Genomic DNA, 22,978 nt, shown 5'->3' on the forward strand with positions numbered 1-22,978 from the left:
TATGGGGGTGATAAAGTGACAATCGCAACATATGCAGCAATTGATGTGGGATCTTATGAAATAGAAATGAAGATTTTTGAACTTTCCGCCAGACAGGGGATGCGTGAAATTGACTGCATCCGTCACAGAATGGAACTGGGAAAGGATGCCTACCGGACAGGGAAGATCAGCGTGGACTTAGTGGAAGAGCTTTGCAGTGTACTTCAGGATTTCCTTTTAATTATGAAAACTTACCGTGTAAATGCTTTTCGTGCCTGTGCAACCAGCGCAGTCAGAGAAACCAAAAATAAATTAATTATGCTTGATTATATCGAAAAGCGCACAGGTATTAAAATTGAGGTGCTGGGGAACTCAGAAGAGCGTTTTCTGGATTATAAGTCAATTGCATCCAGAGAAGCGGAATTTGCCAATATCATTCAAAAAGGTACTGCTATTTTGGACGTTGGCGGCGGCAGTATGCAGATTTCACTGTTTGATAAGGACAGTCTGGTAACAACGCAGAATATCCGTCTTGGCAATATGCGTATCCGTGAACGTCTGTCCGTAATGGAGAATCAGGCGCCCCATATGGAGGTTCTGATCGAAGAACTGATTAACAATGAGGTTTTAGGATTTAAAAAGTTATATTTAAAAGAAAGAGAGATTCAGAATGTGATCCTGATCGGAGATTATATCCTGGATCTGACCAAAAAATCCTTTTTGACAAAAGAAGAATTTCTGAAACTGTATGACACAGTGATCCGTAAATCTCCGGAAGATATAGCTGAGGCATATGAGATTCCTTATGAAAGTGCATCTCTTATCATTCCGTCGGTTATTATTTATAAGCGTTTATTAGAAGAAATGGAAGCAGAGGCGATCTGGGTGCCCGGTGTTTCCCTGTGTGATGGCATGGCATATGAATACGCTCAGAAAAATAAAATAATCAAGTCACTTCATAACTTTGATAATGATATCATTGCTGCTGCCAGAAATATTTCCAAGCGGTACCAATGCAATAAAGGTCATATCAAAGCACTGGAAGACCTGGCAATTCCTATTTTTGACAAGTTGAAAAAAGTGCATGGAATGAATGCCAGAGACCGGCTTCTGCTTCGGATTGCAGTCATACTCCATGGGTGTGGTAAATATATCAGCCTCTCTAATGTGGCGGAGTGCTCCTACAGTATTATTATGGCAACAGAGATTATTGGATTGGCCCATGTTGAGCGGGAAATCATCGCAAATGTGGTAAAATACAATACCATGGATTTCTCTTATTATGACGTGACCGAAGGACGGATTACGGAGATCAGCAAAGATGAGTACTTAAGAATTGCAAAATTAACAGCGATTTTACGTGTGGCTAATGCTCTTGACCGCAGCCACAAGCAGAAATTCAAAGATGTAAGGCTGGCATTTAGAGAAAATGAACTGGTGATAACAGCAGAAACCCAGGAAGATATTACATTGGAAAAGGGGCTGTTTAGGGAAAAAGCAGATTTCTTTGAAGAAGTATTCAGCGTCCGGCCAGTGATTAAACAGAAGAAAATAATGTAACAGGGAGGGAGACAGATGGAACAAATTGATTTTACAAAACCTGAATTTTATACCAACCGGGAATCCAGCTGGGTAGGATTTAATGACAGAGTCCTGAGCGAAGCCAGGGATAAATCCCTTCCGTTATTCGAACGGTTAAAATTTCTGAGTATTACAGCTTCAAATCTGGATGAATTCTTTATGATCCGTGTGGCATCTTTAAAAGATATGGTACATGCAGGTTATATGAAAAAAGATATAGCAGGTTTAACCGCCACAGAACAGATTGATATGATCTTAAAAGAAGTACATGAGCTGGTAAATGTGCAGTACTCCACCTATAACCGTTCTCTCTTGCCGGCTTTAAAGCAGCAGGGACTGGAAGTGGTAGTCTGCCACGAAGATTTAAACAAAGAACAGGAACTATTTGTTGACCAATATTTTGAAGAAAATGTATATCCGGTACTCACCCCAATGGCAATGGATTCTTCCAGGCCGTTTCCCCTGATACGCAATAAATCTTTAAATATAGGAGCATTGATTTCCAAAAAGGGTGAAACCGAGTTTGCTACGGTACAGGTCCCCTCAGTACTGCCCAGAATCATCCGCCTTCCGGAAGGAAAAAAGGGAGAAAAAAGGGTAATACTTTTAGAAGAGGTAATTGAGCGTAATATCCAGAAGCTGTTCTTAAACTATAATGTAATCTGTGCCCACCCATATAGAATCATGAGGAATGCAGACTTAACCATTGACGAAGACGAGGCAGCAGATCTTCTAAAAGAAATACAGCGCCAGCTGAAAAAGCGTCAGTGGGGCGAGGTAATCCGTCTGGAAATCGAAGATAAGATGGATAAACATCTTTTGAAAGTATTAAAGAAAGAATTTAGTATAAAAGAAGAAGAGATTTTTTCAATCAACGGTCCTCTGGATCTGACATTCCTGATGAAGATGTATGGATTGGACGGTTTTGATCATTTGAAATACGAATCTTACCATCCTCAGCCGGTACCGGATATGATGGGAGAAGAGGATATTTTTACCCAGATCCGAAATGGGGATATACTGCTTCATCATCCATTTATGACATTTAATCCCGTAGTAGACTTTGTAAAACAGGCGGCGAAAGATCCCGACGTTCTGGCGATCAAACAGACACTGTATCGGGTCAGCGGAAATTCACCGATTATTGCCGCACTTGCCCAGGCTGCGGAAAACGGCAAGCAAGTTTCCGTATTGGTAGAATTAAAAGCCCGTTTTGATGAAGAGAATAACATTGTATGGGCAAAGATGCTGGAAAAAGCCGGATGTCATGTTATCTATGGGTTAGTGGGACTTAAGACACACAGTAAAATCACCCTTGTTGTCCGCAGAGAAGAAGACGGAATACGCCGTTATGTCCATCTGGGAACAGGGAACTACAATGACGCAACGGCGAAACTTTATACAGACTGCGGCCTTTTGACCTGTTCAGAGCCGATTGGAGAAGATGCTACGGCAGTATTCAACATGCTATCCGGTTATTCCGAGCCAAAGAGCTGGAACAAGCTGGCAGTGGCACCGATCTGGCTGAGAAACCGCTTCTTAAAACTGATCAGGCGTGAGACTAGGAATGCCCTGGAAGGCAAACAGGCTCATATCATAGCCAAGATGAATTCTTTATGCGATAAAGATATCATTGCTGCTCTTTATGAAGCATCGGCTGCAGGTGTGAAGGTAGATCTGATTATACGTGGTATCTGTTGTCTGAAGGTGGGAATTCCTGGTGTGAGTGAGAATATCACCGTACGTTCTATTGTTGGAAACTTTCTGGAACACAGCCGTATTTTCTACTTTTACCACAATGGAAGCGAAGAGGTTTATATGGGAAGCGCAGACTGGATGCCGCGTAACCTGGATAAACGTGTAGAAATTCTCTTTCCGGTTGAAAGTGAACGCTTGAAGATGGAAGTGATACACATCTTGCAGATTCAGTTGGAAGATAATGTGAAGGCACATATTTTACAGCCGGACGGAAGCTATGAGAAAGTAGACAGAAGAGGTAAAGTGAAAATGAATTCTCAGGAGTATTTCTGTGAAGAAGCAATAGAAAGGGCTGTAAAACCGGAAGACGTTGTAAAAGACAGGGTATTTATTCCGGCAGAACCGATAGATAATTGATGAGAAAGCTGTTTTATCATTGAAAATGCCAAAAGGGCAGGAAAAGGGATGAAAATATTAAATTTGGGTTTAGCTGATTAAGACGCTTTGTAGATGTAGGTAGTGTACGGAAAGAGAAGGGGACGGACCAGGACATTGGTTTGGAAGGCTTACCGCAGAACTGGCATTTTCTAACCTTCCCGGAGCACTTTTTGGCGGCACGCGGGCATTCGCTGCGAAATCCTGCTGCATTTCGCAGCTCACTGCCCGCTTAGTATCCGATGGGAGCCAGTCGAATACTATCCGCCAAAAAGCACACCGGGAAGGTAAGTAAATGCTCAGCTCTGCTATACGCCTTCCAAACCAATGTCCTGGTCCGCCCCCTTCTCTTTCCGGGATGCAGTTTACTGATACAAAGCTGGTTTTCTCAGCGTGGTGGGACCCCGGGGTTGTGGCATGCTGTACGCTATTGGCGTAAAGCAACTGATCTTGAGAACGGAATTTGTTTTTCATTCTGTAACCAGAAAAACGAACAAACTTTCATCTTCTCTTACACAAACAGCCGAAACATACTGCGCAGCATCCAATAAAGAACAGCCTGTCACAGTCCAAGGGTCTCCACCCTGCTGAGAAAACCAGCTTTGTGGCAGTAAACTGGATCTCGGAAAGATGGGTGTGGGAAACTGGCATGGGCGGAGGAAGCGTAGAGCAGAGCTGAGTATTTACTTACCTTTCCGGAGTGTTTTTTGGCGGATAGTATTCGACTGGCTCCCATCGGATACTAAGCGGGTACTGAACCGAGAAATGCATCAGGATTTCTCGGTGAATGCCCGCGTGCCGCCAAAAAGCGCTCCGGAAAGGTTAGAAAATACCAGTTCTGCGGCCAGCTGACGGAGCCCATGCCAGTTTCCCACACCCATCTTTCCGTACACTACCTCCATCTACAAAGCGTCTTTCCTTAGCTAAACCCAAATTTAAGCTAATTGTCTATTTCCCACTCTGCTGCATCTTTATTGCTAATTCAAACGTTTTAGACACCGATGGTTAATACAAGAGGAATTTTTCTATCACTTCTGCAATACCGTCATGGTTATTATCTCTTTGGGTTATGTAGTCACCGTATTTTTTAATATCATCAGCCGCATTTTTCATAACGACGCCGATTGCAGCCGTTTCAAGCATAGAGATGTCATTAGGAGCGTCTCCGGCAGCAATGGTATTGCATTTTGGAATGCCCAGAATACCACATAATACTTCAATAGCATGTCCTTTTGACATGCCCGGGGCCACTAATTCCAGGTACTGGGGACAGGAAAAGATATGTTCTACCTTGCCGTCTGCCCATTCTGAAATGGATTCCTGGAAGTGTACCAGTTTATCATGGTTTTCATAATCGATTACGATTACTTTCCCCGGCTCAGTGGTTAATTCCATCATAACATCAGGCACAATTCTGGAGGTAAGATTTGTCAGTGACTCGTATCTGTGCAGTGCGGGTGTATCATATTCTGAAAGAATATGAGTGTCTGAATAGGTCTGGCAATGCAGCCCCTGTGCATGTGCAGCATCTAAAAGATAGCGGACAAAAGGCAGCGGAAGCGTTTCTTTAAAGACGGTTTTCTTATGGTATAAATCATAGATTTCTGCCCCGTTAAAAGCAATTGCATAACAACCGTTCTGTGTCAATCCCAGTTCTTTTGATAAAACAATTGCACTGGCAAGAGGTCTTCCGGTAGTAATCACGATCTTATGTCCCTGCTTTAAAGCTTTTTGGATTGCTTCATGATTGCCTGATGTAATTTCCTTATCATCATTTAACAAGGTGCCGTCCAGGTCTAGGAATAAGATTTTGATTTTCTTCTCTTTCTCCATAAAATCTTCCAGAGCTTCATCACTGTCACTGATCCAGATATCTTCCTCTGTGGCCGTCAGTCCCAGATATTCACGCAAAGTGCGTGTATCATCACTAAAATTCCATTTGCTGGTATAATCAAAAATTTCATCAAATTCAATTGAACCGTTCATATATAATTCACGAAATGTCATAATTCCTCCATTTGGATGCATAAAAGCATCTTATTATTAGTTAGTATAAAAATATACTCTTCAAATATTATACCTAAAAGTGACAGGGAAGACAAGGGGGAATGTAGCAGCGGGATACAGACCGGCTTTAAGTACATTCCGGGTACACTTGGGTACACTTGGGATAACCTGGGCGGGTTGAATTCTTTCCAAATTGAGGGTATACTAAAAAGAGCAAAAGGATACTTCCAGAAGATATATCATAGAGAAACGGAAAGGAATATTGTGGGTCTGCCCGCAATATGCAATAGGTATAAATAATGAAATATATAGATTTACATGTACATTCAAATTGCTCTGATGGTACTTTTACACCTGCTGAATTAGTAGATTATGCGATTAAGAAGAATCTGTCGGCATTTGCACTGACAGACCATGATACCACGGCAGGGCTTGAGGAGGCATTTGCAGCCGCAAAGGGGAAAGAAATAGAAGTAATACCGGGAATTGAGTTTTCTACAGAATATCTGGGAAAAGACATTCATATTGTGGGGCTGGAATTTGATTACAAAAGTCCTGCTTTTTTAAGCCAGATTGGAAAATTTCAGGATTCCAGGGATTTGCGCAACCGGAAGATGATAGAGAAACTGCGGGACGGGGGAATTGATATTACCTGGGAGAAGATGGAGGAACGATATCAGGATGCAGTTTGGACAAGAGCTCATTTTGCAAGTTACCTTTTGGAACATGGATACGTAAAAGATATGCGGGATGCATTCAGGTATTATATCGGTGACAACTGTCCTTACTTTGTTCCCAGGGAAAAAGTGACGCCTGTTCAGGCAGTTCATCTGATCCGCCAGACCGGAGGAATTCCGATTCTTGCTCATCCGCTGCTGTACCATTTAAAAGATGAAGAGATGGATAGACTTTTGGAGGATTTAAAGAAAGCCGGTTTAATCGGCATTGAAGCACTTTATTCCACCCATGTTGGATTTGAAGAAAGTACAGTCCGCCGGATGGCACGCCTGCACGGACTTCATATCAGCGGAGGTTCTGATTTTCATGGTACACGTAAGCCTGGAATAGATCTCGGCTGCGGCAGGGGAAATCTTAAAATACCATATGAGATACTAAAACAAATGCGTGATGAGCTGCAGAAATAAAATAATTAAAATAAATAAAAAAAGGTAATTGACAAATCCTATGATATAGACTATGATGAATACATACCCCACAGGGGTATATGAAAGGAGGAATAGATTTGAAGACAGAAGTCTATATCATAAAAGGGATGACATGTGCATCCTGCAGCAGTGCTGTTGAACGTGTAACCAGAAAAATGGATGGCGTAACGAGAAGTGATGTCAATCTTGCCACCAACAAGATGACCATAGAGTATGAAGAAGAAAAGGTCACACCCGAAGATATCATGAACCGGGTAGAACGGGCGGGGTTTGCGGCAGAGCAGGAAGTTTTAAAAGATGAGAAAAAAGTGAAGGAAGAAAAAGAGGAGCGGGAGGAAGCATCCCACAAGATCAAACGCAGACTGATCATCAGTATTGTACTTGCGGTTCCCCTGCTTTATATTTCTATGGGACATATGATTCCATTTCCCCTTCCGCTGCCGGGTTTTTTGGATATGCATAAACAACCTCTTAACTTTGCGCTGGCGCAGCTGATCCTTACTACTTTCATATTAATCTGTGGAAGAAAATTTTATATTATTGGTTTTAAAACATTGTTCAGAGGACATCCAAATATGGATTCACTGGTGGCAATTGGTACGGGAAGTGCGTATATTTACAGTCTGGTTATGACAGCGCTAATACCTGAATCCCACATGTATGTTGAACGGTTGTACTACGAGTCAGCAGCAGTTGTAGTAACTCTTGTTATGCTTGGTAAATACCTGGAGAGCCGCAGTAAAGGTAAAACATCAGAGGCGATTCAAAAATTAATGGAACTGGCTCCAGATGTTGCAGTCGTACTGCGAGACGGCACGGAAGCGGAAGTTCCCACAACGGAAGTAAAAAAAGGTGATATCTTATTAATACGTCCGGGCAGCAGAGTTCCTCTGGATGGATTAGTCGTTAGTGGAAACAGCAGTGTGGACGAATCCATGCTGACAGGAGAAAGTATACCGGTAGAAAAGACCGCCGGAAGTGAAGTGATAGGCGGCAGTATCAATTATAACGGTTCCATGCAGGTTGAAGTAACCCATACAGGCAGTGATACTACATTGGCGAAGATCATCAAGCTGATGGAGGATGCACAGGGAAAGAAAGCACCTATATCGAAGCTGGCGGATACCGTGGCGGGGTATTTTGTACCGGCAGTTATTGTCATAGCAGTTGCGGCGGCAATTATCTGGGCATTGGCGGGGCATGACCTGGCATTTGTTTTAACAATTTTTGTATCCGTATTAGTAATTGCATGCCCATGTGCACTGGGACTGGCAACACCCACAGCCATTATGGTTGGTACGGGACTTGGAGCAAAATATGGAATACTGATAAAAAGTGGTGAAGCGTTGGAAATCACCCATAAAATAGATGCCGTTGTTCTGGATAAAACCGGAACCGTTACAGAAGGAAAACCCAGAGTGGTTGAAATCGTCAGTCCGGAGATGGAAGCAGAGGAATTACTTCGGATAACGGCATCCTGTGAGCGTGATTCCGAACATCCTCTTGGCAGAGCAATTGTAGAGGATGCGAAAAATAAAGGAATTCGATTAACAGAGCCGGAAGCGTTTGAAAGCATTACCGGAAAAGGAATTAAAGCAGAATTTGCAGGCAATGAAGTATATATCGGAAATGAACGGATGATATCGGATCTTGGTATTGACCTTGGAAGTATGAAGCAGTCATCGGATTCTATCGCAGATAAAGGCCAGACGCCTATGTTTGTGGTAATCGGCGGAGAATTGAAGGGCATTGTAAGTGTTGCCGATACGATGAAACCAACCAGTACCAAAGCCATTGATGACATGAAGAAGCTGGGGATTACGGTAACGATGCTTACCGGAGATAATAAACGGACTGCCCAGTATATTGGAAGACAGGCACACGTAGATCACGTAATTGCAGAAGTGCTTCCGGGTGATAAAGCAGCAGTAGTAGCTGATCTTCAGAAGCAGGGAAAAAAAGTTATGATGGTTGGAGACGGTATCAATGATGCACCTGCACTAGTGCAGGCTGACGTAGGTACCGCAATTGGAAGCGGAAGTGATATCGCCATGGAATCCAGTGATGTGGTATTAATGAGATCTGATCTCCAGGATGTATACCGGGCAATTAAGCTAAGTAAAGCTACGATCCGGAATATTAAAGAAAATCTGTTCTGGGCATTTATCTTTAACACCATAGGAATTCCGGTTGCAGCCGGTGTGCTGTATGCATTTGGAGGCCCGCTGCTGAATCCCATTTTTGCAGGGCTTGCAATGTCCTTCAGCTCAGTATTCGTAGTAAGCAACGCGCTGCGCCTGAAACGGCTTAAGTTATAAAAACAGATTAATGAAAAAGAGGTGGACAGATGAGCGAAGAAATATGTAATTGTGAAAAACATAAACACAGGGAAGACAAGGAATACAAGGATCTGGTTCACCGGCTGAACCGCATTGAAGGACAGATACGGGGGATAAAGAACATGGTAGAAGAAGAACGTTATTGTGTGGATATTTTGACACAGGTTTCAGCCATTCAGTCAGCATTAAACAGTTTCAATAAAAGTCTTCTGGCAAATCATATTAAATCCTGTGTAGTAGAAGATATACGGGGTGGAAATGATGAAGTCGTAGATGAATTGTGTAAAACGATTCAAAAATTGATGAAATAGAAATTCATCTATGAATTTATATAAGAAAAATTATAAGAAAAAGGAGTGTACGATTATGACAGTATTAAAAGTAGAGGAAATGCATTGCGAAAAATGTGTAGAAAGAATCAGTAAAGCTTTTGACAAGGCAGGGCTTACCTATGAGGTAAATCTGGCAGATAAAACAGTTTCTATTGATGGATGTGATAAGTGTATTGCTACTGCAAAAGAAATTCTGGATGATCTCGGGTTCTAAATCGTGTTTGAAAATGCATTCCCGCCATATTGCATGGACGGGGAGGCGTAGAGCAGAACCGTGTTATACAGAAGAACCGGCAGCCTGACAGTATTTGAAGAAGAGGGGATTCTTTTCATAATGAATCACTTCTTTTTTGAACGTTTAAATATTTTTATTGTAAAATATTAAATAATATAGATGAGGTGACGAGTATGAATCACAAAGCGAAAAAAGAAGATAAGATCAAAATTATCCATTGCTCAGAATTTGATGATTTTAACTACGGGGATATTTTGATTGTAAACGATACCTGGTACGGAGGTGTCTGGGCAAAAGACAGCGCGGGTGTATCGGTTGCTGTAAATGAAGATGCATATGAGATTTTTGAAGCAGCAAAATGCAATAAAAAAGATGTTATAGAAAACCAGATAGAAGTGGTGATGGATGAGTTTACCATCAGGCATGGAAATGAATGGATGCAGGCGGACAGAATTAAAAATCTGCTGAGTCAGACTTACTGGGCGAATACGAGAGATTTGGCTACGATAAATAAGTCGATTGAAAACTCTTTGTGCTATGGTGCATTTCGCAATGACACCGGAGAACAGATTGCTTTTGCCCGTGTGATAACAGATTATGCCACTACGTACTATCTTTGTGATGTAGTAGTAGACCAACGTTACCGTGGCGCTGGCATAGGGAAAGCCTTACTTACAGCAATCGAAGGGAATGTGGAAATCTCATCTCTGAGAGGAATCCTGGCGACACAGGATGCCCATGAATTTTATAAGAAATATGGTTTTCAGGATGAAGGCACTACTTTTATGGGAAAACCCAGAAAGGAGAATAATGATGCTGGAGTACATTGATGGTATGCAAATTCACTATGAAGTAATCGGTGAGGGAAAACCTGTTATTATGCTGCATGGTTGTGCATGTGATTACAGACTAATGCTGGGATGTATGGAACCGGTGTTTAACATGTGTGAAGGATATCAGCGTATCTATATAGATTTGCCCGGGATGGGAGAGACGAAGGCGCCGCTTTCAGTAGGGAGTTCCGATAAAATTATGGAACTCTTAATTACCTTTATAAAAAGAGTGACAAAGGGTTCATTTCTTATAGCAGGGGAATCCTACGGAGGATATCTGGCGAGGGGGATATTGACCAGGTTATCTCAGGATATAGATGGATTTCTAATGATATGTCCCGTAATTGTCCCCGGTCATAATCTGCGAAATGTGCCAGGTAAAGAAGTTTTACAGTACGATGAAGAATTTCTAAGAGGACTTTCTGCGGATGAAAGGGAATCCTATTGTGGATATGCAGTCGTTGCAAATCAAGACATATTTCTGCGTTACCAGGAGGAGATTTTGCCCGGATTGAAAATGGCTGATTCGAGTTTTATAGAAAAACTTCAAAATGACTATGCATTTTCTTTTGACGTGGATAGGAAAAGCCGTGAATTAAGATTTGAGAAACCTGTGCTTTTACTTGCCGGGCGTCAGGATAACTGCGTAGGTTATCAGGATTTATGGAGCATTATAGAAGATTACCCAAGAGGAACATTTGCAGTACTGGATATGGCAGGGCACAATTTACAGATTGAACAATCAGAGATATTTAATAGTCTGGTGAAAGAGTGGATTCAGAGGACCGAAAAAAATAGTATCCAGTAACATGATTTTCGGACAAAAGATGAGCCAAAAAGAATGCTTTTATCTCTTTTTATATGAGATAAAGGTTCTTTTTGGCTTTATTTAATTTGTTATTTATTCAATAAATAGATAGAGAAATTCAAGTATGCTGCAAATATACACCAAAGTAGATAAGGGATTTGCAAATAAGCAGCCAGGGGGTTGATCTTGTAAAATTTAATGATCATGATAATAATAGTGACGATTAAAATGAGCAGCCAAATAAAAGCAAATAAGTAAAAATGCAGGTTAAAAAAGATCAGACTCCAAAAAAAGTTAAGTACAAGCTGCAAAGCATACCAAGTCAATGCATTTTTCGTATTTTCGTTTCCGGAAGTAATAATAAGATAGCAGGATATTCCCATCAAAATATAAAGAATAGTCCATACAATCGGAAATACCACGCCAGGTGGGCTGAGAGGAGATTTGCTCAGCATAGCATAGGTGTCTGCGGAGCTGCGGGTCATCAGGGCAGAAATCTGACCGACTGCCAGTGGAATTAAAATACTTATGATTAATTTATCAAATTTAATCTTCATGTTGTGATCCTGTTTTTGTTTATATATATGAAATAGGAGCAGGAAATATGATAAAATCAGGGGATAAGGGAAAGAGAAAAAGAAAAAATTGTTGGCTAGAATAAGATTTTTAGGCAAAAAATAAGCGGGTGATGGGAATCGAACCCACGTATCCAGCTTGGAAGGCTGGTGTTCTACCATTGAACTACACCCGCATAAAAGTCGGGGTGACAGGATTCGAACCTGCGACCTCCTGGTCCCAAACCAGGCGCTCTAGCCAAGCTGAGCCACACCCCGTAATAATATTTTCGCAAACCAGCGAACGAATAATATAATAGCATATATAGAATATAAATGCAAGTAATTTCTTATATTTTTTTAAAACTTGTCAAATTACTGAAATTATTCAGATTTGATAAGAAGTTGTTCAGTTCCGTGGAATGTTAAACAGGAAGTTTTGATATGTACATTTGTCTATATTGAGAGTAAAATATAGTCAATTAAAAGGATAGTACAAGCAAAAGAGCAGAGAGGAAACAGAATGAAAGTTAATGAATATGTAAATATAATTTCAGAACAGATGAAACGTGCATTGTGGGAAGTAAAAAATGTAGTAGACTGCATACCGGAAGAATTATGGAAAAAAGAATATTGTGAAATGCCTCTGTGGAAACATGTATATCATATGATGCATTCTTTGGATCTATGGTTCATCAATCCCAGAGACAGTCACTTTCAGGAACCAACTATTCACGTTAAAGATTTAAATAACCTGAATGTGGTTTCAAAAAAAGAGTTAATCTATAATGAAATAAAATCATATTTTTCTCAAATAGAGGAAAAGATAAACCAGTATTTGTTGGATTTAAAGGATGAGGAGCTTCTACAACGTCCTGAAGTCTGTGAATATAACAGATTCACATTGATAATGGCACAAATCCGGCACTTACATACACATATGGGAATGATTATGGGATTTATTGCAGCGGATACAAATTTATGGCCCCGGGTGCTTGGGCTAGAAGGGAAAATGCCGGAAGACGGGTACAACAAATTTTTCTAAAAGTAAAAGCTAGGAATTATATCTTTGCCGCTCTGATTATCTTGAAACCGGAACACCAGTTGAAAATGGGGTGTTGCAATTTTTTTATTGACCAATCTAATAAATTAGAATATAATAAATATATAGACGAAAGGGGATCGAAAAATGGATACAGCAAAATTAATTCTCAATCCTGCAAGGCTTCGCATAATGCAGTATATTCGCTTGCATGGTAGTGTCCGAACATCTGATATAGTTGAATACCTGAAGGATATACCCCGGGCAACGGTATATCATCACGTAAAGATTTTGGAAGATAATAAAATCATTGAAGTTGTGCAGGAAAATAGAGTGAGGGGGACACTTGAGAAGGTTTATTCCATGTGTGAAAATGATACCCCAATGGAAAAAGAGACATCTGTTGCCCTCTCTACAGCATTTCATATGGGGTTGATGCAGGAAATGAATGAGTATTTAAGCAGCAATGACCCGGATTGTAAGAGAGATCAGGTATGGTTTACAACGGGGCTGCTTTTTATAACAGATGATGAATACAGGAATCTTGTGCAGGATATTGGGAATTTGTTGAAGCCGTACATAGAAAGAAACCCAGATTCAGGCCGGCCGCTCCGAAAACTTTCCATTATTTCTGCACCGCCACTAAAAGAGGAAGATAAGAAAAATCTTAAAAAGGATAGCCCGGATGTTTAAATAAAACGAGGAGAAATAAAATATGAAATTTCATGAGTTTGGAAATAAAAACAATCCGTATATCATGATGATCCACGGTGGTGGGAATTCATGGTGGAACTATTTGCGTCAGGCACGCGTTTTATCCGACCGTTACTATGTGATTCTGCCTACAATGGACGGGCATGGCGAGGAATATGCCTCAAAATACATTTCAACTGAGGATACAGCAGACAAGTTGATGGCTTATATTAACACTGAATGCAAAGGTCATTTATTTGCACTATGCGGTGTATCTCTTGGCGGTCAGATCGTGATGGAACTTTTATCCCGAAAACCGGACTTGACCCAAAAAGCTATTATTGATGGCAGCATTTGTTACCCAAAGCCCGTTATGGCACGTTTCTGTATGGGATCGATCCGCTTTTGTGGCGGACTTTTATTTAGTAAAAGAGCCTGCCGTCTGCAAGTAGCGATGATGCCAAAACTGCTGCCAAAAAAAATGATGTATCCGGAAGAGCTTGTCCAATATTATATGCAGGATATGCCGCACCTTAGGAAAGAGACACTCTATACCATGTACCGTACTTATATGATGCAATATACGCTGAAAGACAGTGTAAGGAAGACGAAAGCTGAGGTAATGTATTGGTATGGGGAAAAGGAAATGAAGTGTGTCAAGAATTCTGCAAAGATGTTTAAATCTTATGTACCATCCTGTAAGATATATGAGGCAAAAGGATATAATCATGGATATTTATCAATTTATCTGCCGGATGAGTGGCTGGAAATTGCCGAACCATTCTTTCAGAAAGATAAAAAACCTAAGGATATAATATCTAAAGAATAAAAAGCTAAACATAAGATGTTGGATAAAAAGATGCGGGAAAAGAATACAAAGAAACAGGAATAAGATAATATTCTATTGAAAAGCCGGACAAGTGATTATATTGTCACTTGTCTTATTCAATTTTATTACGCTCATCAATTCTTAATAATATTTTACTATATAAGTTCTCACTGAGTTCATCAGTTAGATCCGGACATTCCTCATTAGTAAGAAATTTCTCGTATTCATCTGTGATTAAAATCAATATTTCTCTGATCCGGGCAGAAAATCTATGGTCACAAGATTTTTGAAGTTTCTTTTTTCGTTGGCGTTTATTCATGGTATCCCTCCAGTATTGGTTATACTGATTATATTACATAACTAACAAATTGTGCCTGGTAATTAATGGCAGAATAAAGAGCGTTTTATAACGCTGATATATTGATGTTACAAAGAACGTGTTTGTAAACAGACTTTAATAGTCTATAAAGTTTGATTTTGCATATGCCCAGTGTTTCGAAAAACAAAAGAACAAGTATTTTATGCAAATTCAAGTTTAAAGGACTATTATTATAAATAATTATAAAACAAATAGCTATATGTGTCAAAAAAAATTATGAACCATACACTGAATAGGCTGGTGTAAGAATAGAATAGAGCAGTAACCTACAGATGATATTTCATCCAACGAGGTACTGCTCATAATAACATCTATAGCCTTAAGGATACGAATGTGCCATCCGCTGCTTCCACATGCACGATCTCTAGACCTTTATTTTCTTTTAAAATATCCAGACATTCTCCCAATATCATGCTGATGTATTCTTTCGTTATCAGACAGCAATAAGGTTCCGGTGTATTTACTTTTAATTCTTCAAATATCCTGTCGGGAAGTATTTTTATAACAAATCCAATCATGGCGACCGGCACAGGCATGTAAAAACGAAAATCTTTTGTTCTGATTTTTACTTTCATATCATAAATCTCTATTAGTCAACAAATATTCTGACTGTTGTTCCATCCGCTGCCTCTACATTTACAAAATCGCCTTCAATTTCCCCATCCAGACATTCTGAAATGGCATCCATCATGCTGGTAAGATCGACACCCTTCAGGTCTTTTTCCGGTATGGGAAGTTTACCGGTTACTTTCAAAATCTTCTTAATGGCCCCTACCGGAAACTGGATATTTACCTTATCGCCGGAAATACTGTCGACAATAACGCGGAACATCTTTTTATCATAGCTGCTCTTGACAATAGCGGACTGCTGTACCGGTAAATCTATATTCATGGCTGACATCAGTTCTGCGGCTTGCTCAGCAGTAATTGTTCCTTCTTCTACCATTTTTAAAATTCTCAATCTTTCATCCATAATAAATCTCCTTTTTTGCATCTTATTTTAATTGTGCAATCGCCTGATCTGCGGTAATTTCTCCATTTTCCAGAGCCTTTAGAATTTCCTCTCTTTTAACCGACTGATCGTCTGTTCCTGCTTCATATCCAAGCTTTTTAATTATTGAGTCCAGTTTGGAGCGGACTGTGGGATAGGATATGCCAAGTTCCTTCTCCACTTCTTTGATATTCCCCCGACACCTAATAAATGTCTCTGTAAAATACAGGTCCTCATCTGACAGATAATCGAATTTGCTAAGTCTGAAATTATTTTCAATTACCGTATCGCAGGAATCACATTTAAGTCTTGCAACTGTCAACTCATTGTTACATACCGGACAACGACTAATGATCTTTTGCATACCAACACTTCCTTTCTGTTAATATCAATATAGTATCAAAAATTAAAAATGTCAACCATTAAATTAATATATTCAATATAAATATTAAAAATATTAATGCAGGGTTATATTATGGCATCTGGATGCCATCTGGGAACGGGATGTGGATGGAAGTGATTGCGATTCGATTTACATATGAATCTGACGTGAAATTGGCGTGATGTAATAAACACCAAATCACCTTACAAAGTGAGGAGACTCTTCAGCTATGTCATAAATTTTATAATACCACAAATCTTTTTCTTAAAATAATATACCTTATATGATATAATATGGAAAGATCCGGGAGGTAATAGATATGTACAAAAAAAGCAGCTACGAAAAAAGAAAGATAAATAATTTTATTAAATTCTGCTGTAATGCAAGAGTAGGTGAGATAAAAAGGAGAATAAAAGACATGAGTGAAGGAGAAGTAGTCTGGATTCGGGCAAAGTTGAAATACAAAATTACTGCAAACGAGAATAGTTCTATGAATTTTTCAATGTTAGCACTTTGCATATCAACTGTCTCAATATTAATGACTATTGTTCAATTTTTGATGAATTCTGATAAAATAATTTTAACAGAAGAAAAAATCTTAGAATTGAAAACATTATTTCTGGTGTTGGTTGTATGCATCTCTATTTATGTGATAGGTGTTATGTGCTATTCAGTATATTTATCAGTTAAAAACGCCAAGGCTACAATGGCATTGAGCTACCTCGATGATTTCGGGAAAAAAGAATAGGAGATAGGTCCAGGTACTGCGTTATAAAAATGAGTCAAATGATAACATTTTCATTTGACCATTAGCAGATACTTGCTTTGCATGAAATATAAAAAAATCATTCACATCCTGACAAATCATTTCCAACAATATCTGTTAAACTTATTTCCATTTAAAAATTTTCTCCATAATTATTTTTATAAGATCTTTTTCATTCCACCACTTCTGTAATTCATTGATACCAAAATCATCTTTATTTATTTTAATCCGATGCCGCAATATTGTTTCTTCAAAGAGTCAATTATAATAGTAAGCAAACATGTTGACTTTAAACACTTCTTTTGCTAACTATAAATAATGGAGTATTCCATATAGAATTAAATGATGTAACACATAGATGTACTTGCTTATTGACAAAATGTAATGAGTGTGTTACATTTAGAATGTAAGCAAGCCGTTACATTTTGTGAAGTAAAGGAGGTTGAAATTTGATATATAATCGCATTAAGGTTTTGAGGGCAGAACGTAATTGGACACAGGCTGATTTAGCGTATAAAGTAGGAATATCCAGGCAAGCTGTTATATCAATAGAAAAATATAAGTATGTGCCTTCATTAGAATTAGCTTTCAAGATAGCAGAAGTATTTGATGTTTCAATTAACGAAGTGTTTGAACACAAGGAGGACAAAATCAATGAATGAACAATTAATTATTTTATTTTTCCTGATTATAGGGGTGGCAGCTACACTTTTTCTATATATATGGAAGGCAAAGAAAGAGATTGAGTACAAAAAAGATGAACGTTGGCAAGTTATTCAAAATAGAGCAAATAGTGCTGCAAATGTTTCTAATTATATTTTGATATTAGTAGTTACAGTATTAGATATTCTGGTGTTATATGCAGATATCCAAATATCCCTAACATGGAATAGATTTCTTACTTGGGTTATATTATTCATTGCTATGCGTAATGCATTGGAGCTGGCTGCTTTATTATATTTTGATAAGAAAATGTAAATGAATGTTGAAAAATGTTTAAAGAGCAGGATAAAGTAAGTGCGGCAGTAATTAGTAAATCCCAGTATGAATACCGGTCAATGTCTTCTTGAGTGCTAATACACAGATTTATATTTAGTGACAATTGTAAAGCCCTGCCGCACATACCTATAAACCGCTTTTTATATCTTGTTAAGACTTTTATCATACAATAGTGTTGATTTGATTGCAAAAAAACTATATAAAATGATAAAGAAAATACAAAATAGCCACGAACATCCTCTAAATAGCGCGAACGGCGTTTCAAACAGAAAGCACCACAGAAAACCTAACCCATCTAATTCCCACAATCCAGGGGTAAGATACCAGTCTTTAGGAGTGAGCAGGGTTTGAATGCTTATCATACCTTGTGATTTCAGCACAATAAAATATGCAATAAAAGCTAATTCACAAGTCAGCCACATATTTGCTATTCTTTTGTATCTGCCTGCACGCGAACGAACATCAGAAAAAATATCTTCATCACTGTTGCTGTCTGCTTTTTTAAAATATTGAACACCTGATGATTTTGTACCCACTATATGTTTCCAGCCACTATCCTCAAACATTGTCTCATAATCAAGAAAATCTTGATAGTTGCTGAATTTTCTATAATCTATTCTAAATGTAGCTTTTGGGAAATCAACTTTTTTAAAATGATAACACAAAGCTTTTTTCTCGAATAAATATCCTTGCTTTGCCATTTTGTTAAGCCATTTTTCTTCCTTTTCAAAGCTTAAAAAGAATTTAAATATCTTCATCTAAAATCTCCTTCCGAAATATATGTTCAGTAGTCTTAAGCATAAATTGCATTCTTTGATAATCAGCATATAAAACGTCCTTGCCTAATTCTGTAATTGTATACACCTTTCTGCGGGGATCGTCACTTGGCAGTGACATTATAAGTTTCTTTTTTTGCAAATTTTCAATAGCACCATACATCGTTCCAGCAGCTAATCGTACCTGCCCACTACTTAATTCTTCAACTTTTTGCATTATTGCATAACCATGTGCTGGCTCTATTAAAGCTAGAAGAACATAGTATATAGTTTCAGTTAAAGGTAAATTTTTATCTCTGTTCATCTGTATTGCATCCTTTCTATACAGTCAAACTATATAGTTTGATTATATACAGTGAAGATGTATATGTCAATAGATATTGAAAGAATAGAAAAGAAGCAGGGATTTTCTTGCTTTCTTGCAATTTTTGAAAATCGGGAGAACTTATGAGATTGAATTTATTACCATATAGACAAGAATAGATACTAGTTGGTCAATAGGGGATAAAAATGTGATAGTAATGCTGCCAGTAAATAATACTATGGCTGCAAACAAAAAATTAGTAATGACAATACTGGTATACCAGATTAAGTTTTATATCAAATCCAGACCTAAAACTACATGCGAAATTAGCAGATGCTAATTTTAAATATAATCGAATTAGCAGAAAAGAATTGACGAAAAAGCTGCCAGATCTGGCTTAGAAATAACAATTGGTTTAAAATTCACATTAAACTACAAAATCTTGTGAAAACAATAGTCTAATTAAACCAAAGACATTTAATAGAATCAATAAGAGTACTAAACAAATAATTGGAAAAGCAAATAAAAAGTTGAAGATAGTGCTTAGAGATTCTAATAAACAAAGAATACAAACAGTAAAATCAAGGTACATTTAGCAGTGAAGTTTATTGTCCGTAAATAACAAAGTAATCCATGTAAATGAATATCATCAATTAGATAATAAGCCTGAAACCGCTTAACCGCAGTTATGGGCTTATTTCCTTAAATATTCAATTAGTAATACTATTGTATTTGTCTAAAGAAAGATATGCAATTTGGCAATTGAAGATATTCCCAATTTATATCGGAGAAAGTAGTAGTTATATTAAATCAGAGATGTTATCGTTCTACAACAATTGTCAACATAACTAAATCTTCGTCACCAGTATTGGTAATGCTATGCTCAGAACCTTTTTGGCAAATATGGCATACTCCCGCCATAAGAATTTCCTCTTTGCCATCACAGATAGCTTTTCCGGTACCTGACAATATATAGTTAATATCATCACTTGTTTGATGACTATGCACACCAATAGAACCTCTAGCATGAATACGGCATGGATTAATTTTTCCATTGTCGCTCATAAACATCTTAGCTGACATTTCACCATTACCACCATTCATTCCAGTTATTTTTCGCTCTGCAATTTCATTAAAATTAATAAACATGTTATGACCTCCACAAACTAATTTTGGTTTTAATAGCTTTACTGTTAAGTTAATATTCTATTCTATTCGAACTTCAATATCTTTAAATTTAACATGAACCGTTATATCTTCATCTGTTGTATTTTGCACGGAAACCCCAACCTTAAACCAAGAACCTTTTTTTACATGTATATCTATTGGTTTTCCAGGTGAAAGATATATTGGTCCATAAGCGTTTTTATCTTTACCCTCTATCGTTTTTAAAACGATTTCCGTATCAACTAATCCCTCACCAGATGAAATGGTAATTTGATTATTAAGGGGAGAAATTTCTTCATCAGAATAAACAAATTCTGAATTTCCAGCAGGTACTACAACGCTGATATCAAAATCGGCTCTTTTACCACAACCAGTGATTGCAATACATAACATCAATGATATGGCAAACGAATTTATTTTTTTCATTATTCATCTTCTCCACAACTTTAACTTTAATTGATTTAAATATATCATATAGAAGTAGAAGAAGCTACTAATAAAATGGTAGTTTCTCATAACCGTGTAGAACATCAAGAATATGACCAAATTCATAGTTTGGTAAAGACACAAGATAAATGTTAGGCAATCAAGGGCAATCAAAAAATAAAGACGTAAAAAAAGTGGAAAACCCCAGTAAATACAAGGCTTTTCCACAATTCAATTAACAGTCCGTAGGGGAATCGAACCCCACGACACACTGAAAAACACTGATAGAAAGGGGATTTTTTGCACATCTTTTTTTTAGGCAATCAACTAGGCAATCAAAAGGTACTAATAATAATAGATATGCAACACAATAATGATAAAACAAATATGAGTATTAAAATAGTCATAGAAGCCGTTTCAGATGAAACTCTGTTTTTATGACTATTTTAGTGCTTATTAGGATAATTGTCTATATTACTTATTTAATTTTGTGAAAAAATAGACCATCTGTTGCATTACTATATGTTAATCTATATTTATGACTATTCCAATAATTAAAATCTGTTTGATCCTTAGTATTAGGGAACGTAGGTTCACCAAGAAACGTAGAAATATAATCAACAGTGTCATTAAATGTATCCCTATTATCATTATCATAATAATGAACCCAATACATTTCTTTTAATGTAGTTTCATCGAAGATAAATACAATTTTACCAGGAATGTTATCTATAGTATACTCAGACTGGAATTCCATGTAACGATGAAAAGATTGATCGGCTGTACTGCGACTACTGAGTTCATAGTTGTCTCCTAGTAAATTACTTATATCTTGAGGTTTCATGTCAAAATTTATAGATTCAAAAATATTTATTACCTCTTTATCAGAGTTAGTATTCATAGCGTTATTATTCATCTCACTGGAAGAATCACTTTGACCGATGTTTGTTTTAGGCGACGAATCTTTTTCGCTGTTTTTCATAGTATTCCACATAGTTACAACAATGAAGAAAATAACAATAGAAATACCTATAAATATTATCTTATATTTGTTATTATTGGGAGTGTCTTTTTGTAAACTTTCTTCATTTGATGTTTCTGCATCATTGGTTGTCTCGGATATAGTTTTAGAGGGATATTTATCTTGCTCCAAAATGATCTTTTCTTTTGATAAAAAATCAGAATTACTTATTTCAAATAGTTTTATTTTGTCAAGATTACAATGGAGACAGCGATTACTTTTATTTAGATTGAAATGTCCGCACGTACAGATCCAATAACCGTCTCCTTGATATGGCAAATTTTCACAAATAACAGAATAATTTAATTTATGTACTTCAATTTTGAATTGATCTTTTAAATCATTAAGATCAGTAAGTTTATTAGGTGTGGCAATAGGCATTAAGCATTCAGATGATTGCCATTTTGTACCATCTGCAAAAACAATAGTGGAAACGATGTAATCAAATGACCTTGCCTGTTTAAAAGTTAATTCAATAGGTACAGAGTTTCCAAAATACTCATTAGATTTCACAGATAAATCTAAGTAGAAGCGCTCAATATCTCCTAAAACATTACCCATCACATCTTTTTGCTTAATAATCAAGTAAACAGCACTAATAGGGATTTCCTGAAGATTCCTAAATTTCAACTGTAAAACATTAATATTTTTCTTTGTGTCGATTAAAAGTGCTCCTTTTTCGAGTAAAACTGGGCAATCGTGAGACCATAACATACCATCGATAAAACAAATACGTTCAAATCTTTCCATAGCTGACCTCCTACTGTTCTTTATTATAATGGTGGAAGAGTTTCATTGTAATTCTCTGCAGAAGGTTGCTTAGTATTATTAGATATTTCATTAAGGCTTGATTCGAAACCATTGATTTTCTCTTCAATTAGGGTATTTTTATCATAGTTTTGTTGTAGTAACTCAATAATTTCTGCCAAACCAATGATAACGAGTCCAATAAATACGGAAGAGATACAACACATAATTGCCAATGACCAGTTATAGGTGGATCTTTCTATTCCTGTAAATGAATAAGATACTACTTGATACACGTCGCCTATAACGAAACTCCCTATAACGCCCACAATAATTGTTATCCATCCCATAATGTTAATTGCATAAGCTTTTGAATTTTTCATTCCACAACTCTCCTTTAGTTTAATTTGTTTCAATACTATCATAGATTTGTGTAATATTCTACAATAGATTATAAGAATCTATCATAAAAAGCAATAAATACATTGT

General features: G+C 37.5%; 27 protein-coding genes and 2 tRNA genes. 14 read left to right on the plus strand and 15 right to left on the minus strand.

Features of this window, described 5'->3' with window-relative positions:
- Window positions 1-15: 15 nt before the first annotated feature.
- The gene (locus QR40_RS15280) at window positions 16-1,539 is read left to right on the plus strand and encodes a Ppx/GppA phosphatase family protein (RefSeq protein ID WP_027294321.1); all 1,524 of its coding nucleotides are present in this window, start codon (window positions 16-18) and stop codon (window positions 1,537-1,539) included.
- Window positions 1,540-1,554: 15 nt separating this feature from the next.
- A complete protein-coding gene (locus QR40_RS15285; RefSeq protein WP_027294320.1) occupies window positions 1,555-3,675 on the plus strand; it encodes an RNA degradosome polyphosphate kinase in 2,121 nt (706 codons plus the stop codon).
- Window positions 3,676-4,463: 788 nt separating this feature from the next.
- On the opposite strand, the gene QR40_RS32620 is transcribed toward QR40_RS15285, so the two are convergent.
- Complete coding sequence (locus tag QR40_RS32620) at window positions 4,464-4,586, minus strand: hypothetical protein (RefSeq protein WP_276325441.1); 123 nt, start codon at window positions 4,584-4,586, stop codon at window positions 4,464-4,466.
- A gap of 112 nt (window positions 4,587-4,698) precedes the next feature.
- Window positions 4,699-5,700, minus strand: coding sequence for a Cof-type HAD-IIB family hydrolase (locus QR40_RS15290; RefSeq protein ID WP_052430881.1), 1,002 nt, complete (start codon window positions 5,698-5,700; stop codon window positions 4,699-4,701).
- Between the two features lie 299 nt (window positions 5,701-5,999).
- Here QR40_RS15290 and QR40_RS15295 point away from each other — a divergent pair, with 299 nt between their 5' ends.
- The 6 genes from QR40_RS15295 (at window position 6,000) to QR40_RS15320 (ending at window position 11,413) form a co-directional block, all read left to right on the plus strand.
- A complete protein-coding gene (locus QR40_RS15295) occupies window positions 6,000-6,845 on the plus strand; it encodes a PHP domain-containing protein (protein ID WP_027294318.1) in 846 nt (281 codons plus the stop codon).
- Between the two features lie 98 nt (window positions 6,846-6,943).
- Window positions 6,944-9,184 (plus strand): heavy metal translocating P-type ATPase, encoded by a 2,241-nt coding sequence (locus QR40_RS15300; RefSeq protein WP_052430882.1) that lies wholly within the window; start codon window positions 6,944-6,946, stop codon window positions 9,182-9,184.
- 29 nt (window positions 9,185-9,213) lie between these two features.
- Window positions 9,214-9,516 carry a metal-sensing transcriptional repressor gene (locus QR40_RS15305; RefSeq protein ID WP_027294317.1) on the plus strand — a complete coding sequence of 101 codons (303 nt, stop codon included), beginning with the start codon at window positions 9,214-9,216 and terminating at the stop codon, window positions 9,514-9,516.
- A gap of 55 nt (window positions 9,517-9,571) precedes the next feature.
- Entirely contained in the window at window positions 9,572-9,751 is a 180-nt protein-coding gene (locus QR40_RS15310; protein WP_027294316.1) for a heavy-metal-associated domain-containing protein, read from the plus strand.
- Window positions 9,752-9,945: 194 nt separating this feature from the next.
- Window positions 9,946-10,602, plus strand: coding sequence for a GNAT family N-acetyltransferase (locus QR40_RS15315; RefSeq protein WP_242858541.1), 657 nt, complete (start codon window positions 9,946-9,948; stop codon window positions 10,600-10,602).
- A complete protein-coding gene (locus QR40_RS15320) occupies window positions 10,583-11,413 on the plus strand; it encodes an alpha/beta fold hydrolase (protein WP_242858542.1) in 831 nt (276 codons plus the stop codon). Before QR40_RS15315 ends, QR40_RS15320 begins: the two co-directional genes overlap by 20 nt.
- 89 nt (window positions 11,414-11,502) lie before the next feature.
- Here the strand turns inward: QR40_RS15320 and QR40_RS15325 are convergent, their stop codons facing one another.
- From QR40_RS15325 to QR40_RS15335, 3 genes are all read right to left on the minus strand, one after another.
- A complete protein-coding gene (locus QR40_RS15325) occupies window positions 11,503-11,970 on the minus strand; it encodes a TspO/MBR family protein (protein WP_044296064.1) in 468 nt (155 codons plus the stop codon).
- 123 nt (window positions 11,971-12,093) lie between these two features.
- Window positions 12,094-12,164 (minus strand) — tRNA-Gly (locus QR40_RS15330).
- Window positions 12,165-12,171: 7 nt separating this feature from the next.
- A tRNA-Pro gene (locus tag QR40_RS15335) sits at window positions 12,172-12,246 on the minus strand.
- A gap of 244 nt (window positions 12,247-12,490) precedes the next feature.
- On the opposite strand from QR40_RS15335, the gene QR40_RS15340 reads away from it, so the two are divergent.
- From QR40_RS15340 to QR40_RS15350, 3 genes are all read left to right on the plus strand, one after another.
- The gene (locus QR40_RS15340) at window positions 12,491-13,012 is read left to right on the plus strand and encodes a hypothetical protein (protein WP_044295914.1); all 522 of its coding nucleotides are present in this window, start codon (window positions 12,491-12,493) and stop codon (window positions 13,010-13,012) included.
- 144 nt (window positions 13,013-13,156) lie between these two features.
- Window positions 13,157-13,702, plus strand: coding sequence for a helix-turn-helix domain-containing protein (locus tag QR40_RS15345; RefSeq protein WP_044295915.1), 546 nt, complete (start codon window positions 13,157-13,159; stop codon window positions 13,700-13,702).
- 22 nt (window positions 13,703-13,724) lie between these two features.
- A complete protein-coding gene (locus QR40_RS15350) occupies window positions 13,725-14,531 on the plus strand; it encodes an alpha/beta fold hydrolase (protein WP_027294310.1) in 807 nt (268 codons plus the stop codon).
- A gap of 112 nt (window positions 14,532-14,643) precedes the next feature.
- Here QR40_RS15350 and QR40_RS15355 read toward each other — a convergent pair whose 3' ends face one another.
- From QR40_RS15355 to QR40_RS15370, 4 genes are all read right to left on the minus strand, one after another.
- On the minus strand, window positions 14,644-14,850 hold the full coding sequence (locus QR40_RS15355) for a hypothetical protein (protein ID WP_044295916.1): 207 nt from the start codon (window positions 14,848-14,850) through the stop codon (window positions 14,644-14,646).
- A gap of 371 nt (window positions 14,851-15,221) precedes the next feature.
- The gene (locus QR40_RS15360; RefSeq protein WP_027294308.1) at window positions 15,222-15,485 is read right to left on the minus strand and encodes a hypothetical protein; all 264 of its coding nucleotides are present in this window, start codon (window positions 15,483-15,485) and stop codon (window positions 15,222-15,224) included.
- A gap of 14 nt (window positions 15,486-15,499) precedes the next feature.
- On the minus strand, window positions 15,500-15,883 hold the full coding sequence (locus QR40_RS15365; protein ID WP_044295917.1) for an SHOCT-like domain-containing protein: 384 nt from the start codon (window positions 15,881-15,883) through the stop codon (window positions 15,500-15,502).
- A gap of 22 nt (window positions 15,884-15,905) precedes the next feature.
- Window positions 15,906-16,265, minus strand: a complete 360-nt coding sequence (locus QR40_RS15370; RefSeq protein WP_027294306.1) for a DUF2089 domain-containing protein — start codon at window positions 16,263-16,265, stop codon at window positions 15,906-15,908.
- A 337-nt stretch (window positions 16,266-16,602) separates the two neighbouring features.
- On the opposite strand from QR40_RS15370, the gene QR40_RS15375 reads away from it, so the two are divergent.
- The 3 genes from QR40_RS15375 to QR40_RS15385 all read left to right on the plus strand — a co-directional run bounded on the left by QR40_RS15375 (window position 16,603) and on the right by QR40_RS15385 (window position 18,027).
- Window positions 16,603-17,031, plus strand: a complete 429-nt coding sequence (locus QR40_RS15375) for a hypothetical protein (protein ID WP_027294305.1) — start codon at window positions 16,603-16,605, stop codon at window positions 17,029-17,031.
- A 467-nt stretch (window positions 17,032-17,498) separates the two neighbouring features.
- Window positions 17,499-17,711: a helix-turn-helix transcriptional regulator gene (locus QR40_RS15380; RefSeq protein ID WP_044295918.1), complete on the plus strand. Its 213-nt coding sequence runs from the start codon at window positions 17,499-17,501 to the stop codon at window positions 17,709-17,711.
- The gene (locus tag QR40_RS15385) at window positions 17,704-18,027 is read left to right on the plus strand and encodes a hypothetical protein (RefSeq protein WP_027294303.1); all 324 of its coding nucleotides are present in this window, start codon (window positions 17,704-17,706) and stop codon (window positions 18,025-18,027) included. The genes QR40_RS15380 and QR40_RS15385 overlap by 8 nt, the downstream gene beginning before the upstream one ends.
- A gap of 161 nt (window positions 18,028-18,188) precedes the next feature.
- Here QR40_RS15385 and QR40_RS15390 read toward each other — a convergent pair whose 3' ends face one another.
- From QR40_RS15390 to QR40_RS15415, 6 genes are all read right to left on the minus strand, one after another.
- Entirely contained in the window at window positions 18,189-18,806 is a 618-nt protein-coding gene (locus tag QR40_RS15390) for a DUF2812 domain-containing protein (protein WP_027294302.1), read from the minus strand.
- A complete protein-coding gene (locus tag QR40_RS15395) occupies window positions 18,793-19,128 on the minus strand; it encodes a PadR family transcriptional regulator (protein WP_027294301.1) in 336 nt (111 codons plus the stop codon). The genes QR40_RS15390 and QR40_RS15395 overlap by 14 nt, the downstream gene beginning before the upstream one ends.
- An 819-nt stretch (window positions 19,129-19,947) precedes the next feature.
- The gene (locus tag QR40_RS15400; protein WP_044295919.1) at window positions 19,948-20,277 is read right to left on the minus strand and encodes a cupin domain-containing protein; all 330 of its coding nucleotides are present in this window, start codon (window positions 20,275-20,277) and stop codon (window positions 19,948-19,950) included.
- 57 nt (window positions 20,278-20,334) lie between these two features.
- On the minus strand, window positions 20,335-20,721 hold the full coding sequence (locus tag QR40_RS15405; protein WP_044295920.1) for a hypothetical protein: 387 nt from the start codon (window positions 20,719-20,721) through the stop codon (window positions 20,335-20,337).
- A gap of 478 nt (window positions 20,722-21,199) precedes the next feature.
- Entirely contained in the window at window positions 21,200-22,492 is a 1,293-nt protein-coding gene (locus tag QR40_RS15410; protein ID WP_044295922.1) for a hypothetical protein, read from the minus strand.
- A 23-nt stretch (window positions 22,493-22,515) separates the two neighbouring features.
- On the minus strand, window positions 22,516-22,872 hold the full coding sequence (locus tag QR40_RS15415; RefSeq protein ID WP_027294297.1) for a hypothetical protein: 357 nt from the start codon (window positions 22,870-22,872) through the stop codon (window positions 22,516-22,518).
- Window positions 22,873-22,978: the final 106 nt, after the last annotated feature.

It is taken from the genome of Robinsoniella peoriensis, from assembly GCF_000797495.1.
Lineage (GTDB): Bacteria > Bacillota > Clostridia > Lachnospirales > Lachnospiraceae > Robinsoniella > Robinsoniella peoriensis.